The organism is Curvibacter sp. GW821-FHT01G03 (genome assembly GCF_059422285.1).
In genome coordinates this window covers 1-14918 of record NZ_JBWKWP010000013.1, presented here as the reverse complement: position 1 = coordinate 14918, position 14918 = coordinate 1, and the positions used below count along the sequence as shown (strand labels likewise).

Annotated in this window: 13 protein-coding genes and 1 pseudogene; 5 read left to right on the top strand and 9 right to left on the bottom strand. The window is 65.4% G+C overall.

Annotation, left to right across the window (positions count from 1 at the left end; genetic code table 11):
- Positions 1-22: 22 nt before the first annotated feature.
- The 4 genes from aliA to badH all read right to left on the bottom strand — a co-directional run bounded on the left by aliA (position 23) and on the right by badH (position 4519).
- The gene (gene aliA / locus AC07VS_RS18825) at positions 23-1678 is read right to left on the bottom strand and encodes a cyclohexanecarboxylate-CoA ligase (protein WP_494751703.1); all 1656 of its coding nucleotides are present in this window, start codon (positions 1676-1678) and stop codon (positions 23-25) included.
- A gap of 85 nt (positions 1679-1763) precedes the next feature.
- Positions 1764-2918, bottom strand: coding sequence for a cyclohexanecarboxyl-CoA dehydrogenase (gene aliB, locus AC07VS_RS18820; RefSeq protein WP_494656881.1), 1155 nt, complete (start codon positions 2916-2918; stop codon positions 1764-1766).
- A gap of 15 nt (positions 2919-2933) precedes the next feature.
- Positions 2934-3716 (bottom strand): 2-ketocyclohexanecarboxyl-CoA hydrolase, encoded by a 783-nt coding sequence (badI, locus tag AC07VS_RS18815; RefSeq protein ID WP_494751702.1) that lies wholly within the window; start codon positions 3714-3716, stop codon positions 2934-2936.
- A 35-nt stretch (positions 3717-3751) separates the two neighbouring features.
- Positions 3752-4519: a 2-hydroxycyclohexanecarboxyl-CoA dehydrogenase gene (badH, locus tag AC07VS_RS18810; RefSeq protein ID WP_494751701.1), complete on the bottom strand. Its 768-nt coding sequence runs from the start codon at positions 4517-4519 to the stop codon at positions 3752-3754.
- A 130-nt stretch (positions 4520-4649) separates the two neighbouring features.
- Between badH and AC07VS_RS18805 the strand changes: the two genes are divergently transcribed.
- The 5 genes and pseudogenes from AC07VS_RS18805 to AC07VS_RS18785 all read left to right on the top strand — a co-directional run bounded on the left by AC07VS_RS18805 (position 4650) and on the right by AC07VS_RS18785 (position 9904).
- Entirely contained in the window at positions 4650-5153 is a 504-nt protein-coding gene (locus AC07VS_RS18805; RefSeq protein ID WP_494656882.1) for a MarR family winged helix-turn-helix transcriptional regulator, read from the top strand.
- A gap of 216 nt (positions 5154-5369) precedes the next feature.
- Entirely contained in the window at positions 5370-6377 is a 1008-nt protein-coding gene (locus AC07VS_RS18800) for a Tll0287-like domain-containing protein (protein ID WP_494751700.1), read from the top strand.
- Between the two features lie 4 nt (positions 6378-6381).
- On the top strand, positions 6382-8109 hold the full coding sequence (locus tag AC07VS_RS18795; RefSeq protein WP_494751699.1) for a mechanosensitive ion channel family protein: 1728 nt from the start codon (positions 6382-6384) through the stop codon (positions 8107-8109).
- A gap of 169 nt (positions 8110-8278) precedes the next feature.
- Positions 8279-8710: pseudogene (locus AC07VS_RS18790) on the top strand (methyl-accepting chemotaxis protein); the annotation flags it as partial.
- Between the two features lie 81 nt (positions 8711-8791).
- Positions 8792-9904 carry a methyl-accepting chemotaxis protein gene (locus AC07VS_RS18785; RefSeq protein ID WP_492348439.1) on the top strand — a complete coding sequence of 371 codons (1113 nt, stop codon included), beginning with the start codon at positions 8792-8794 and terminating at the stop codon, positions 9902-9904.
- 102 nt (positions 9905-10006) lie between these two features.
- On the opposite strand, the gene AC07VS_RS18780 is transcribed toward AC07VS_RS18785, so the two are convergent.
- Genes AC07VS_RS18780 through AC07VS_RS18760 form a run of 5 tightly spaced genes read right to left on the bottom strand, consistent with a single transcriptional unit; the run spans position 10007 to position 14514 of the window.
- Positions 10007-11305 carry a tryptophan--tRNA ligase gene (locus AC07VS_RS18780; RefSeq protein WP_492348427.1) on the bottom strand — a complete coding sequence of 433 codons (1299 nt, stop codon included), beginning with the start codon at positions 11303-11305 and terminating at the stop codon, positions 10007-10009.
- A gap of 51 nt (positions 11306-11356) precedes the next feature.
- Positions 11357-12031, bottom strand: a complete 675-nt coding sequence (locus AC07VS_RS18775; protein ID WP_494751698.1) for a site-2 protease family protein — start codon at positions 12029-12031, stop codon at positions 11357-11359.
- A 47-nt stretch (positions 12032-12078) separates the two neighbouring features.
- Positions 12079-12714, bottom strand: a complete 636-nt coding sequence (locus AC07VS_RS18770; RefSeq protein WP_492348429.1) for an L-threonylcarbamoyladenylate synthase — start codon at positions 12712-12714, stop codon at positions 12079-12081.
- A 17-nt stretch (positions 12715-12731) separates the two neighbouring features.
- Positions 12732-13613 carry a DMT family transporter gene (locus AC07VS_RS18765; protein ID WP_492348440.1) on the bottom strand — a complete coding sequence of 294 codons (882 nt, stop codon included), beginning with the start codon at positions 13611-13613 and terminating at the stop codon, positions 12732-12734.
- Positions 13614-13656: 43 nt separating this feature from the next.
- On the bottom strand, positions 13657-14514 hold the full coding sequence (locus AC07VS_RS18760) for a 3',5'-nucleoside bisphosphate phosphatase (protein ID WP_494751697.1): 858 nt from the start codon (positions 14512-14514) through the stop codon (positions 13657-13659).
- Positions 14515-14918 lie beyond the last annotated feature (404 nt).

Genomic DNA, 14918 nt, shown 5'->3' with positions numbered 1-14918 from the left:
GATGCAGGACCGGGGGCCGAGGTCAGAGCTGGCCTTCGCGCAGCAGCTCGCGCAGGCGGAACTTCTGGATCTTTCCGGATGGCGTGGACGGGATCTCCTGGCGCAGCACCAGCTTTTCAGGGATGTACTGCAGGGCCACCTGCTGGCTCTTGAGGAACTCGACAATGGCGGGCAGGTCGATGTGTTGGCCGGGCCGAGGCACCACCACGGCGCAGGCCCGTTCGCCGAGACGCTCGTCGGGGTAGGCCACGATGCTGGCCATGGCGATGGCGGGGTGTTTGTAGAGCAGCGCTTCGATCTCGACCACCGGGATGTTCTCGCCGCCGCGGATGATCACGTCCTTGCTGCGGCCGGTGATGCGCACATAACCGCGCTCGTCGATGCGGGCCAGGTCGCCGGTGTCGAACCAGCCCTCGGCATCGGTGGCGTTCAGGTGCGGGCGCTTGAGGTAGCCCCCGAAGTTGGAGCAGGCGCGCAGCATCAGCTTGCCGGTCTGGCCGGTGGGCAGGGGCTGGCCGTCGATGTCGATCACCCGGATCTCGACGCCGGGCAGCGGCAGACCATCCGTGTTCACCGAGCGCTCGTCGTCGTCGTCCAGCCGGGTCAGGGTGACGGCGCCGTTCTCGGTCATGCCCCAGGCCGAAACGATCTTGGCGCCGAGCGACTGGCGGGCCTGTTCGACCAGAGGCCCCGGGATGGGCGCACCGGCGCACAGAAAACTGCGCAAGGTGGGCACCGGGGTCGCGGTCTCGATCACGGCCTTGGAGAGGTCGTTGAGGAAGGGCGACGAGGCCATGGTGAAGGTGCAGCCTTCGCGGTTGATCACCTCGACGGCGGTGCGGGGCTCCCAGATGTCTTGCAGCACGGCGCTGGCGCGCAGCTCGATGGGCATCATCAGGCCGTACATGAAGCCGGTCTGGTGGGCCATGGGCGAGGCCATCAGCACCACGTCATCGGCGCCCAGTTGCAGGCGTTGGGCGTAGGGAATGATGTTGGCGAAGGTGGTGTTGGCGCTGTGCATCACGCCTTTGGGTTCACCGGTGGTGCCCGAGGTGTAGATCAGCTGGGTGATGTCGTCGGGGCCGGGGCGCGAACGGCTCAGCACGGCCGCCGCCTCGGGGCTGTTCTCCCACGCGGGGCCGCTGAGCAGGGCCTCGAAGCTGTTGGGGCCGGTGCCGTCCACGATCACCAGGTGCCTGAGGTGAGGCAGGCTGGGTTGCAGTGCACTGTGCATGGCTTCGAAGTCGAAGCCGCGGAAGGTCTTGGGGGCGATCATGACCTTGGCCTCGCCATGCTGGAGCATGAAGCTGAGTTCGCGCTCACGGAAGATGTGCATCAGCGGGTTCATCACTGCACCGAGGCGCGAGCAGGCCAGGTAGGTGAGGGTGAATTGCCACCAGTTGGGCAACTGACAGGCCACCACGTCGTTGCGGCCCACGCCGAGGCGGGCCAGGCCCACGGCGATGCGGTCGGCCATGTGTGACAGCTCGCGGTAGCTGAAGCGGGTGGTCTGCGGATGGGGTGCTCCGCCGGCCACCTGGACGGCGGTCAAGGCCAGCTTGTCCGGGCACTCGGCCACGCAGGCGGTCAGTGCGTCATTGATGGTGCGGTCGTGCCACAGGCCTTGGGCCACCAGGGTGGCGCGGCGGGCGGGTAGCAGCAGGGCGTCGAATTCCATGTCTTGTCTCCTCGTTGGCTTCACGGTGGATCGGGGCGCCCGGCGTTCTTCGACCGGTGCGGCCCCTCGGGGGGCTCTCAGGTGATCAGGCCGGCACGGCCTGGCGGCCGGCGCGGGTACGGGCCACGATGGTTTTCATGATCTGGGCCGTGCCGTCGCCGATCTGGAAGCCCAGCACATCGCGCAGGCGTTGCTCCATCGGTCCGCGGTCGTAGCCGCCGTGGCCGTGCATCAACAGGCACTGGTGGATGGCCTCGTAGGCCAGCTTCGGTGCCCACCATTTGCACATGGCGGCCTCGGCGGTGTGCGGCTGCTGGCGGTCCTTGAGCCACAGGGTCTGCAGACACAGCAGGCGGGCGGCGGTGACCTGGGTGTCGAAGTCGGCCAGCGGGTGCGACACGCCCTGAAACGCCGACAGTGGTTTGCCAAAGGCCTCGCGCTGGGCCACGTAGTCCCAGGTTTCTTCCAGGGCGACGCGGGCCACGGCCAGCACCTGCAGGCCGATCAGGGCACGTGAGAAGTCAAAGCCCTGCATGACCTGCACAAAGCCCTTGTTCTCGTCGCCCAGGCGGTGGCTGACGGGTACGCGCACGTTCTCGAAGAACAGCGAGCCGCGTCCGATGGCGCGTTGGCCGTGGCAGTCGAAGCGGTTGCGCGTGAGGCCGGGCACATCGGTGGGCACGAGCAGTGCGGTGACGCCGTGGGCGCCGCTGTCCACCGCGCCGGTGCGGCCAAACACCACACAGGCGTCGGCCTGGTCGGCAGCCGAGATGGAGGTCTTTTCGCCGTTGATGACGTACTCGTCACCCACCCGCTCGATGCGCAGGCGCAGGTTGGCGGCGTCGGAGCCGCCGCGGGGCTCGGTCAGCGCGATGGCGAACAGGGCCTGGCCCTGGGTGAGCTTCTCCAGCCAGGGTTGCACCACCTCGGGGCGGCCGTGCTCGGCCAGGATCTGGCCGTTCAGCGAGGCCAGCAGGTTGATGTAGGACAGGCTGAGGTCGGCCCGGGCGATCTCTTCGTGGATCACGCCGGCCGCCAGGCAGCCCAGGCCCTGGCCGCCAAAGCGCTCAGGCAGTTCGGGCGCGATGAAGCCCATCTCGCCCATCTCGGCCATCAGGCGGCGGTCGAGCACGCGGGTCTGGTCGCGCTCCAGGAAGCCGGGCGCCACGCGTCCGTTGGCAAAGCGGCGCGCGTGTTCGGCCAGCGCCTGCAGGTCTTCGTCGATGTAGGGGTTGTTCATCGCGGTGCTCCGGGCTTACTTGGCGTACTTGCGGAATTCGGGCTTGCGCTTTTCCTGCAGGGCTTTCACGCCCTCGCGCGACTCCTCGGTGTCGTAGTACAGCTTGAGGGCGTACATGCCCATGCCGGCAATGCCGGCCTGGTGGGCGGTGTCCATGTTGAAGCTGCGCTTGGCAATGGCGATGGCGGTGGGGCTGCGCTCGCAGATGGTCTCGCCCCATTCCTGTACCGTGGCGTCGAGTTGCTCGGGCGGCACGCAGACATTGGCCAGGCCCATGGCGACGGCCTCGGGGCCGGTGTAGCGCTTGTTGAGGTACCAGATTTCGCGGGCCTTTTTTTCACCCACTACGCGGGCCAGGAAGGCGGTGCCATAGCCGGGGTCGACCGAGCCCATCTTGGGCCCCACCTGGCCGAAGACGGCCTTGTCGGAGCAGATGGTCAGGTCGCACAGGGTGCACAGCACGTTGCCGCCGCCGATGGCAAAGCCTTGCACGCGGGCGATCACGGGTTTGGGCACATCGCGGATGGCGGTGTGCAGCTCTTCCATGGGCAGCCCGATGGTGCCGCGACCGTCGTAGTTGCCATCGTGGGCCGATTGGTCGCCGCCGGTGCAGAAGGCCCGGTCGCCAGCGCCGGCCAGCACGATGCAGCCCACCTCGCGGTCGTAGCCGGCCTTGTTCAGGGCCTTGATGAGTTCGTCGCAGGTGGTGCCGCGGAAGGCGTTCATCTTCTCGGGGCGGTTGATGGTGATCCAGGCCACGCCGTTGCGGACCTCGTACAGGATGTCTTCGAATTGCATGGGTTGCTCCAGAACAAGAGGGGAGGGAGGGGCGGTCAGCCGTGCATGGTCAGGCCGCCGGAGACACTGATCACCTGGCCGGTGATGAAGGCGGAGTCATCGCTGCCGAAGAAGGCGATGGCACCGGCCAGGTCGTCGGGCTGGCCCAGGCGACCCAGCGGGATGGCCTTCTTGAAGGCGTCGATCAATTTCTCGGGGTTGGCGGCCCCTTCGGCTACGCCGGCCAGCAGGGCGGTGTCGGTGGGGCCGGGGCAGACCACGTTGACCGTGATCTGATGCCGGGCGTGTTCGCGCGCCAGGGTCTTGGACAGGGCCACCAGGCCGCCCTTGCAGGCGGCATACACCGCTTCGCCCGAGGAGCCGCCGCGCGCCGCGTCGGATGCGACGTTGACGATGCGCCCGCTGCCGCGGGCCACCATGCCTGGCAGCACAGCGTGGTGCATGTGCAGGGCGCCGGTGAGGTTGATGGCGATCAGGCGCTCCCATTCGGCCGGCACGGTCTTGGTGAAGGGCTTGAAGATGTCCCAGCCGGCGTTGTTGACCAGCACGTCGATGGGGCCGAGCTCGGCCTCGGTGGTGGCCACGGCAGCGTCGACCTCGGTGCGCGAGGTGATGTCGCAGCGCACGGCCAGGGCCACGCCACCATCGGCCTGGATGCCGACTGCCACCTTCTGCGCCGCTTCGAGGTTCAGGTCAAACACCGCGACCTTGGCCCCGGCGAGGGCAAAGCGCCGGCAGGTGGCACTGCCAATGCCGCCGGCGCCGCCGGTGACGATCACGGTCTTGTCTGTCAATCCTTGCATGTGTTTCTCCTGGGTGAGGGCTTTGGCCCTATGCTTTCAATCAATGTTTGCTTTTAAATATGTAAACATATGGACGTATTATGGATTCGGTCTGCCTTGGATCGCAATCCGGTTTTTGTCTGGAATCACTATGGAAAACCCTAGTAAAAACACCGATATAGCGCGCATGGAATTGGCCAATAGGTTGTTCTTTCGTCTCTATCAATGTGCAAACATGTTGCATAAAACCGGGTCGAGGGCGGTGGAGGATGAAGGCTTGACCACGCAGCAATGGGCTGTGCTGGGGGCCTTGTCCCGCCCTGAGGCGCTGGGCGGCATGAGCGTGGGGGACTTGGCGCGCTACCTGATGGTGAGCCGACAGAACCTGTCAGGCCTGATCAGTCGCATGGAGCGCGATGGCCACATCCAGACCGCCCCCGACGGGAGGGACCGCCGCTCGCGGCTGGTGACGATGACCGAGGTGGGGCAGCAGGTGTGGGCCGTGAAGGCGTTGCCGAAGATCCATGCCTACTACGAGCAGGCCTTGCATGACTTTTCGGTGGGCGACCTGACCCACACCCTGCATTACCTGCTCAAGCTGCTGGACAACATGCGTGCCCTGGATGGCCTGGAGGCGGCGGCGGATGAGGCTTGAAAACGCTCCAGTGAATGTGACATCTTGATGAATGTCTCCGGGCGCCTCCCGCGGTGTTGCTTGAGCGCGCCGTTGCTGGCGACAGGACTTGCAGGCGGTGGCTAGGCGAGGATGATCGGCGGATTCTAAGAATCAAGAACCCCCGTCGTTCCCGACTGCCCCGATGGGCTGTAGCGGCCTCGGCTCCGCAGGCGGCGGGGGTGCTCAGGGGGTGTCATGCGTCTGGAAACCCGCTTCGCCGGGATCATTGCCTCGTGTTTTGTGTTCGGTATCTGCACGGCCGGCTACATCTCGTACCGGCTGGAGGCCCGTCAGGCCCGTGAAGAGGTCAAACAAAAGGCCGACATGGTGCTGGAGACCGCCATGGCCGTGCGCGCCTATACCTCGGAAGAGGTGGCTGTGGCCTTGCAGGCCATGGACGACAAGGGCAGTTTTCATGCCGCACAGGTGCCGTCTTTCGCGGCGCAGGGCGCCATGCGCCGGTTGGCCAAAAAGCTGCCCGAGTACCAGTACCGGGAAAGCTCGCTCAATCCCACCAACCTGAACGACCGCGCCACCGATTGGGAGGTGGGATTGCTGCGGGCCTTCGAGGCCGATCCCCAGCGCACTGAACTGAGCGGTGAACTGGGCACGGGCCAGGATCGGCAGTACTACGTGGCTCGTCCGATTCGCATGGGCTCGCCGGCCTGTCTGTATTGCCATAGCACGCCGGAAGCCGCGCCGCGGGCCATGGTGGCGCGCTATGGTGCGGCCAATGGCTTTGGCTGGCGCATGGGGGATGTGGTGGGGCTGCAACTGGTGCGGGTGAGCACCGCCCCGGCCGAGGCCAAGGCGTTCAACAGTGTGGTGGTGACGATCGGTTCGATCACCAGTGTGTTTGTGTTGGCCGCCGCGGTGATGTTGCTGCTGCTGCGCCGCCATGTGACCAGCCCGCTGGAGGCCCTGACCCGGGTGGCCTTGGCCACCAGCCTGGACAAACCCCTGGACAAGGCTCAGGACGACCTGCCCCTGCCGACCGGCCATGGCCAGTTCGAAGAGCTGCAGCGCGCGATCCAGCGCCTGAAGGCCAGCATGGACCATGCGCTTCGCCTGATTGAACGGCGCCCCACCTTGTCGCCGGTGCCAGGGTCTGCCACCGTCTCGTCCCCTGGGGCGGGGGCCGCATCCACGCAGGCCGTGGCGCCCGACGCATCTTGTGCGCCAGCCGCGAACCCTCGGAGCTGAGCCCATGTGGCCCCTGATCACGTTGGCCTTGGCGGCCTTGTTGTGGCTGATGCAGGTGACCTTGGGCAGCGACCCCGAGTTGTCGGGTTGGCTGGCCGAGGGCGCCTGGCTGAAGCCGCTGGCCATGGGCTTCAGTGCGTTGGCGCTGGGTCTGGTGCTGCGCCGGCTGCTGGTTCATTTGCTGCGGGGCAGTCATCGCTTTCGACTGGGTTCGGGGTCGGACCTGCTGCAGTCGGTGCTGTCGATGCTGCTTTTTGGCGTGCTGGCGCTGGTGTTTCTGGGTTGGGGCCTGGGGCAGGACCTGGGCCGCCTGCTGGCCACCTCGGCGCTGTTGTCGGCGATTGTGGGTCTGGCATTGCAGCCCCTGCTGGGGCACCTGTTCGCCGGCGTGTCGATCGAAGTGGAGCGGCGCCTGAACGTGGGGGACTATGTGCGCCGCGATGAACTGGAGGGCCAGGTTGTGTCGCTGGGCTGGCGTTCGGTCACGCTGCGCACCGATCGGGGCTCACTGGTGGTGATGCCCAACAGTGACTTCACCAGCCGGGCTCTGGAGGTGGTGCCGCGCGAGCAGCCCTATCGCCATCTGGTGCCGCTGCAGGTGAGCAGCGAGTGGCCACCCGGCCAGGTGATGCGCATCGTGATGCAGGTGCTGGGCAGTGAGTTGCCCGGCATCTGCAGCACCCCCGCACCCAGTGTGGTCCTGATGTCGAACGATCCCGGCAGCGGGACCTTGCGCTACGGGGCGCGGTTCTACACCACGCGTTTTCTGGACCGGGGCATGCTGTCGTCGGCCTTTCTGGAGCGTTTCTGGTATGCCATGTCGCGTGAGGGGCTGGCTTTCGAGACACCGCCCCCCTGGGCATTGTGGCCACCCCGGGGCGAGGCGATGCCTGCCGATCGGAGTCCATCCGATGCGGTGACGGGGCGCCTGCCGGCTACTGGCGGGGCCCCGGCCCGGGGGATGCCTCCGGTACCTGGCGTGGTGCGCCCCGTGGGGCGTCAGAGGCCGGGTGCCGGCCTGGATGCCGCGTGCATCGGTGGTTTGCAGTCGCTCAGTGACCGGGGTTGCGAGGCCCTGCTGCAGGCCGGTCAGTTGCAGCATTTCGGTCGTGAGGAGCGCTGCGGTGGGCCTGACTTCAAGCTGCTGCTGCAAGGGCGTCTGCGCGAGGTGCGACCCTGGCATGACGAGGGGGCCACTGAAGCTGCACAGACCGAACTGGGGGCGCTGTTGCAGGCACTGGCCGAACAGCCTGGAGCCGAGGAGGGGACGTGCCGTCTTGAAACAGCCGTGATGCAACAACTGGTTCAGCAGGGTAGCCTGGTGCTCGGGCCAGTGGCGCAGCGCCTGTGTGCCCGGCTGGGCGCCCTGACCGAAGACCCCTGGCTGGCTTGGCAGGCCCTGGCGCATTCGGTGGCGGATGCCCAGGCCCGGGCCGGCTTGTTGCAGCAGGCGCCTGCCGAGCGCTCGCGCACCCTGCATCCGGGCGCCTGGCTGGTGTCGGGGGCGGTGCTGGGGTTGGCGGCCGATGCGCGTTATTGCCTGGCCAGCCAGGGGTGCACTCTGATGACCTGGAGCCCCCAGGTGTTGCACACCGTGCTGCAAGGTTTGTCGCAGGCGGACCAATGGGCGCTGGGCGAGTTGCTGGCCTGGCGCGCCGTCGGCGCCGATGGCCTGAGTGCCAGGCTGTGGGCGCACTGGCTGGTCTCGCCGCTGTCACTTCGTCGGGTTTGAGTGCCTCAGCTGGCTTGCAGACCTAGGGTTGACCCTGGGTGTAGGGTGTGAGTGGCACTTTTTGGGACACCCACGGTCTTTTCCGCTCGTATGATGAACATCCGGCATGGCAAGGCGCCCTCCTTTGAGGGCCTGGGTGGCTTGTGCATGACGGAGACCCTCAGCAGCCTTGGAGACCATTTTGGCTTTTCTGGACAACTTGAAGATCAGCACCCGTTTGGCTTTGGCCTTCGGGTATGTGGTGGCGCTGGCAGCGGCCATTGTGTTGGTGGGCGTGAGCCGCCTGGGTGATGTGGACCGCAGCTACCAGGCTGTGGGCAAGCTCAGTCGCGTGGAGCGTGATGCCCTGAACGGCATCGTGCAGGGCACCGAGGCCGCGGCGCGCAGCGCGCTCGTGATGGCCCAGGTGGACGCTGACAAGTCCAGGCTGGGCCAGTCGGCACAGCAGCTGGAAGCGCAGTTGAAGGCGGCAACCGATGCATCCCGTGAGCTGGGTGCCATGGACCTGCCAAGTGCCGAGAAGGATCTGGCGCGGCGCCTGGGCGAAAGTGCCACGCGCGCCCAGACGGCCGTGCGCGCGGTGGCGGCCCAACTGGCGCAGGGTGACCACGACGGCGGTGTGCGCAAGCTGCTGGGTGAGGTGTTGCCGGCCCTGGACGGGCTGCGTGAGCTGGGGGTGCAGATGGCCGACGTGCAGCGCCAGCGCCTGGATCAGAGCGTGGAGCAGGTCGACAGCGACATCGTGGCCACCCGTTACTGGATGCTGGCGATCGGTTTGCTGGCGGCTGTGGTGGCTGTCTTGGCGGTATGGTCTTTGCGCCGCAGCATTGTGAAACCCTTGAACGACGCCTTGTTGATTGCCGAGACGGTGGCATCGGGTGACCTGAGCCAGGAGTTCTCCACCGAGCTGGGGGGCGATTTTGGGCGCCTGCTGGGGTCTTTGGGGACCATGGAGGACACGCTGACCGATCTGGTGGGCCGAATCAAGCAGTCGACGGATTCAATTGCCCTGGCGTCGCAGGACATCGATTCCGGCAACTCTGATCTGTCACGCCGCACAGAAGACCAGGCGGCCTCGTTGGAGGAGACCGCTGCCAGCATGGAAGAGCTGACCTCGACGGTACGTCAGAACGCCGAGCGGGCCCGGTCGGCCAGCGGCCTGGCCGTGAATGCGTCGGGCATTGCGCAGAGGGGCGGGCAGGTGGTGGACCAGGTGGTGAAGACCATGGACGCCATCAGTGGCAGCTCGAAAAAGATCGTGGACATCATCCAGGTGATCGAGGGCATTGCCTTTCAGACCAACATCCTGGCCCTGAACGCGGCGGTGGAAGCCGCCCGTGCTGGCGAGCAGGGGCGCGGCTTTGCGGTGGTGGCCAGCGAGGTGCGATCGCTGGCGCAGCGCAGTGCGGTGGCCGCACGTGAGATCAAGTCGCTGATCGGTGACTCGGTGGAGCAGGTGCAAAGCGGTGCCGACCTGGTGGGGCAGGCGGGCAACACGATGGCCGAGATTGTCTCGGCCGTGGGCCAGGTGACAGGTTTGCTGGCCGAGATCTCGGGCGCACTCAATGAACAGAGCACCGGCATCGAGCATGTGAACCAGGCGGTGGCCCACATGGATTCGGTGACGCAGCAGAATGCGGCGCTGGTGCAGCAGGCGGCCCAGGCGGCAGCGTCGCTGTCGAGTCAGGCGGCCCAGTTGCAGGCTGTGGTGGGTGAGTTCAAGCTGGATGCCGACGATGCGCCGGCTGGGCCGGCTCTGGGCCATGCCCAGCAGCCCCGCCTGAGTGCGGCCTGAGCAGATCGCTTTCGAGCTCAGCCATTGAAAGGCGGCCGCCCTTTGCAGGGTGGGCCGCTTTTTTCATGGGGGCTTGTTGGCGGCAGTGAATGCCGCTGATGTTCAGGCGGCGTCGGCCAACATTTGCAGGGCGGCAATGATCTGATCGGTGCTCACACCGTCAGCGGCGGCCCACTTGCCTTGCAAGGCGGTCAGTGTGGCGTTGGGGTTTTGCTTGAGCTGGGCAATGGCCTGGCCTGCCGCCTTGGGGGCTTCAAAGCCGGTGCTTTGCAGCAGCAGCTTGCCCTGGCCGTCTTGCAGCTTGAAGTAGAAGCGGCCGTCGTTTTCGCGGTATTGCTTGAAGCTGGGCAGGCTCACCTTCTCGGCCTGGCTGGCACGGGCCGGGCTGGCGGCGCTGCCCAGACGGCGCAGGCCCACGGCCTGGCGCAGGTCGGAGATCAAGGCCGTGGACAGTTTGCGAGCCTTGGCGGCGCCGGCCTGCAGAATGTCCTCCAGGCGCTCGGGGTGGGCGATCAGGTCTTCGTAGGTGGCACGCATGGGGGCCACTTCACGGGTCACGCGTTCCCACAGCAGTTGCTTGGCATCGCCCCAGGCAATGCCGTCGGCATAGGCTTGGCGCAAGGCCTGGGTTTCTTCGGCGCTGGCAAAGGCCTGGTAGATCTGGAACAGGGCCGAGCCCTCGACCTCTTTGGCCTCACCGGGAGCGCGCGAGTCGGTCAGGATGCCGGCGATGAGCTTGCGCATCTGCTCGGGCGGCGTGAACAAGGGGATGGTGTTGTCGTAGCTCTTGCTCATCTTGCGGCCATCCAGGCCGGGCAAGGTGGCGACCGATTCTTCGATCAAGGCCTCGGGCAGGACCAGGTGCTCGCCATACAGGTGGTTGAAGCGCTGGGCCATGTCGCGGGCCATCTCGATGTGCTGGATCTGGTCTCGGCCCACGGGCACCTGGTGTGCCTTGAACATGAGGATGTCGGCGCCCATGAGCACGGGGTACATGAACAAGCCGGCGTTGACGTCGGCGTCTGGGTCGACGCCGGCCGCTTCGTTGCGGTCGACCGCCGCCTTGTAGGCGTGGGCGCGATTGAGCAGGCCCTTGCCGGTGACGCAGGTCAGCAACCAGGTCAGTTCGGGGATCTCGGGAATGTCGGATTGCCGGTAGAAGGTGACGCGCTCTGGATCCAGACCCGCCGCCACCCAACTGGCTGCGATTTCAAGCGTGGAGCGCTGGATGCGGGCTGGATCGTCACATTTGATGAGCGCGTGGTAGTCGGCCAGAAAATAAAAACTCTCGACACCCGGTTGGCGGCTGGCTTCAATGGCCGGTCGAATGGCCCCCACGTAGTTGCCGAGGTGAGGGGTGCCAGTGGTGGTGATGCCGGTCAGGACGCGCTTGATGCTCATGGCAGAAACAGTTCGGTTGCAGTCAACAAAAAAACAGAAGTGAGGCTAGTGTCAGCGGAACAGGGCCGATGCAGGCCCGACCACCAGGGTCTCGATGACCCCGTAGCCGATGGCCATCAGCGGGCGCAGCCACAACGAGCCCACCACGCCGGCCACCACCAGGCCCATCACGATGAAGAAGCCCCAGGGTTCGACCCGGGCCAGCCACTGGGCCTGTTTCCAGGGCAGCAGGCCGACCAGAATGCGACCGCCATCGAGCGGGGGCAATGGAAACAGGTTGAAGGCCCACATCACCAGGTTGACCAGTACACCCGCGCGCGCCATTTCGAGGAAAAAGCGTTCATGGATGCCGGTGCCAGCCAGCAGCACCAGCACCAGGGCCCAGACCATGGCCTGGGCAAAGTTGGCGGCCGGGCCGGCCAGCGCGACCCAGATCATGTCGCGCTTGGGGTTGCGCAGGTGGCTGAAGTTGACGGGCACCGGCTTGGCGTAGCCAAACAAGAAGGCACCCGAGGTGGCAAAGTACAGCAACAAAGGCATCACGATGGTGCCCATGGGGTCGATGTGCCGGGTGGGGTTGAGCGAAATGCGCCCCATCATGGCGGCGGTGTTGTCACCGAAGTACCGGGCTGCATAGCCATGTGCGGCCTCGTGCAGCGTGATGGCGAACAGCACCGGCAGTGCGTAGATCAGAACGGTCTGGATGAGGTCGGAAAAGGAGTTCACGGCGCCATTGTCTCAGACGCGCCGCCCTGCGGCGCCGGGCGGATTTGTCACAAACCCAGGGCGGCCAATGATCCGCGGCCTTCGCGGATCACGACAGGTTCGTCGCCCTGGTCGATCGGGGTGAGGTCGACCACGGTGGTGGGTTCGTGCGGGCAGGCGCCGGCATCGACCACGGCCGCCAGGGTTTTCTCGTAACGGCTGCGGATTTCGGCCGCATCGTTCAGGGGTTCTGACTCGCTGGCCGGGATCAGCGTGGTGGCCAGCAGTGGCGCGCCATGCAGTTCGAGCAGGGCCTGCAGGACCTTGTGGTCGGGCACCCGCAGGCCGATGGTCTTGCGCTGAGGATGGCTGACGCGGCGCGGCACCTCTTTGGTGGCCTCCAGAATGAAGGTGTAGGCGCCTGGCGTGGCGGCTTTGAGCAGGCGGTACTGTTTGTTGTCCACCTTGGCGTAGTTGGCCAGTTCGCTCAGATCGCGGCACAGCAGGGTCAGGTGGTGTTTGTCGTCCACCTGGCGGATGCGACGCATCTGTTCAGTGGCGTTGCGATCATCCAATTGACACACCAGGGCGTAGCTGGAGTCGGTGGGCACTGCAATCACCTGGCCAGCCTGAAGCAGCGCCACGGCTTGCTTGAGCAGGCGGGGTTGGGGGTTGTCGGGGTGGACTTCGAAGAATTGGGCCATGGTGTTTTGTTGTGAGCTCAGACCGGATCGTTCTTGCGCGAGGGAATGCGGCCCTCGCGCAGCGTGAGCCAGGCGCCGGCGGCGCCGGACAGGGCAATGAGTGCAATGCCCGTGAGCGACCAGCTGTCGGGCAAGTGGGAAAAAATCAACCAGCTTCCCAGCATGGCAAAGCCGATCTGGGCATAGAGGTAAGGGGTGAGGATGGCCGCGGGCGTTCGGCTGTAGCCCAGGATCAGCATGAAGTGGCCGACACAGCCCATGAGACCCATCAGCAACATGCCTGCCCAGCTTTGCCAGGGCAGGTTGGCCGCCCAGACAAAGGGCAGCATCAAGGACGACAACAGGGTGCCGACCCAGCCGGTATAGAAGTGCATGGTCAGGGGGTCTTCGGTCCGAGCCAGTCGGCTGGTGACGATCTGGAATGCTGCATTGGTGCTGACCAGGCCCAGGGGCAGCAGCATGGCCCAGCCGCCGATGCTGGAGCCGCTGGGGCGGATGATCAGCAAGGTGCCCGCGAAGCCCGTCAGCACGAGCAGCCAGCGCAGCATCGATACCTTTTCGCGCAATAAGACGGCAGCCAGCACCGTGATCACCAGCGGTGCAATCATGACGACGGCGGTGAACTCGCCCACGGGCATGTGCTTCAAGCTGAAGAAGGCAAACATGCTGCTGCCCATCAGCAGCAGTCCCCGCACCAGTTGGAACTTGGGCTTGGTGGTGTGCAGCAGGGCCCAACCGCGGGCAGGCAGGGCCACCAAGGTGGTGGCGATGGCTTGCGAGGCATAGCGAACCCACAAAGCCATCATCAAAGGCACGGAGGCACTGATGAATTTGGTGGTGGTGTCCAGGGTGGCAAAGCAGGCCGTAGCGGCAATGGCCAGACCGATGCCCGCCAACATCCCGCGGGGCGTGTATCCCGAAACCACACTCACGATGGCACTCTCACTGGATCCGGTCGGCGAGCAGCTCCCAGACGGGGGTCAGTTTGCCAGGTAGGAAAGGGAGGGCGCCCAGATCGGTGTGGGATTCGTCAGGACTGTGGAAATCACTGCCGCGTGAAGCGGCCAAGCCGAACTCAATCGCCATGTCGGCATAGGTGAGGTATTCAGCGCTGGAATGGCTGCCTGTCACGACCTCCACGCCCTGACCCCCATGGGCCTTGAATTCAGAGAACAGCGCGTACTGTTCGTTGGCGGTGAAGCGGTAGCGACCTGGGTGGGCAATCACGGCCACCCCGCCGCCCTCAGTGATCCACTGAATCGCTTGTTGCAGATTGGCCCAGCGATGGGGCACGTAACCGGGCTTGCCCTCGGTGAGGAAGCGCCTGAACACTTCGCCGGTATCTTTGCAAACCCCTGTTTCGACCAGAAACCGAGCGAAATGGGTGCGTGAGATCAACTCGGGGTTGCCTACGAATCGCAGGGCGCCGTCATAGGCATTTGCAATGCCCACCTTGGCCAACTGAGCGGACATTTCCTTGGCACGTTGCCCGCGGCCACCGCGGGTCTGGTGCAAGCCCTCGGTCATGCGAGTGTCCGTTGCATCGAAACCCAGGCCCACGATGTGGACCGTCTCCCCAGCAAAGGTCACTGAAATCTCGACCCCGGTCAGGTAGCGCAGCCCGACCTCGCGTGCGGCCGCGGCCGCGCGCAATTGCCCACCCACTTCGTCATGATCGGTCAGGGCCCAGAGTTCAACGCCGTTGGCTTTGGCTCGGGCCGCCAAGGCCTCAGGGGTCAGGGTGCCGTCTGAAACAACGGAGTGGCAGTGCAGGTCTGCGTTGAGGATGGAAGTAGTCACCGGGCCATTTTAGGCGCGCGTGCGATTCCGTGCCGGTTGCAGTGTGATACGTACCCGCGCTGATTTGAGTTTGCCGGTTTGGCTTGTGCGTCTTGTCGGTGGCTTGGCGATTGGTGCTGCAATGGGGGGGGGCAGGCACTCGCCTCCAACAAGTGCTGTTTTCTCTCCCTCTATATATAGAGTGCCTCCAGGGCTTGTTTGTTGAGGAGGGGCACAGGCTCTGCGACAGCCTCATGCCTGTTCACAACAGGTCAGAGGCGCTGGATGAGCAGGTCATGGTTCTGTTTTTCGCAGGTGCTTCCAAAGAAGCTTGATTTGTGTGTATACTAGCGGGCTCGACTGCACAGAACAGTGCTTAGCGAGGTGGTTAGGGTCTGATGGCTCTGGGTGCTTGGTTGAGTGGG

Coding starts and splice junctions, on each gene's coding strand:
- aliA (WP_494751703.1), bottom strand. CDS start 1,678: ATGGAATTCGACGCCCTGCTGCTACCCGCCCGCCGCGCCACCCTGGTG.
- aliB (WP_494656881.1), bottom strand. CDS start 2,918: ATGAACAACCCCTACATCGACGAAGACCTGCAGGCGCTGGCCGAACAC.
- badI (WP_494751702.1), bottom strand. CDS start 3,716: ATGCAATTCGAAGACATCCTGTACGAGGTCCGCAACGGCGTGGCCTGG.
- badH (WP_494751701.1), bottom strand. CDS start 4,519: ATGCAAGGATTGACAGACAAGACCGTGATCGTCACCGGCGGCGCCGGC.
- AC07VS_RS18805 (WP_494656882.1), top strand. CDS start 4,650: ATGGAAAACCCTAGTAAAAACACCGATATAGCGCGCATGGAATTGGCC.
- AC07VS_RS18800 (WP_494751700.1), top strand. CDS start 5,370: ATGCGTCTGGAAACCCGCTTCGCCGGGATCATTGCCTCGTGTTTTGTG.
- AC07VS_RS18795 (WP_494751699.1), top strand. CDS start 6,382: ATGTGGCCCCTGATCACGTTGGCCTTGGCGGCCTTGTTGTGGCTGATG.
- AC07VS_RS18785 (WP_492348439.1), top strand. CDS start 8,792: ATGGCCGACGTGCAGCGCCAGCGCCTGGATCAGAGCGTGGAGCAGGTC.
- AC07VS_RS18780 (WP_492348427.1), bottom strand. CDS start 11,305: ATGAGCATCAAGCGCGTCCTGACCGGCATCACCACCACTGGCACCCCT.
- AC07VS_RS18770 (WP_492348429.1), bottom strand. CDS start 12,714: ATGGCCCAATTCTTCGAAGTCCACCCCGACAACCCCCAACCCCGCCTG.
- AC07VS_RS18765 (WP_492348440.1), bottom strand. CDS start 13,613: ATGTTGGCGGGCATCGGTCTGGCCATTGCCGCTACGGCCTGCTTTGCC.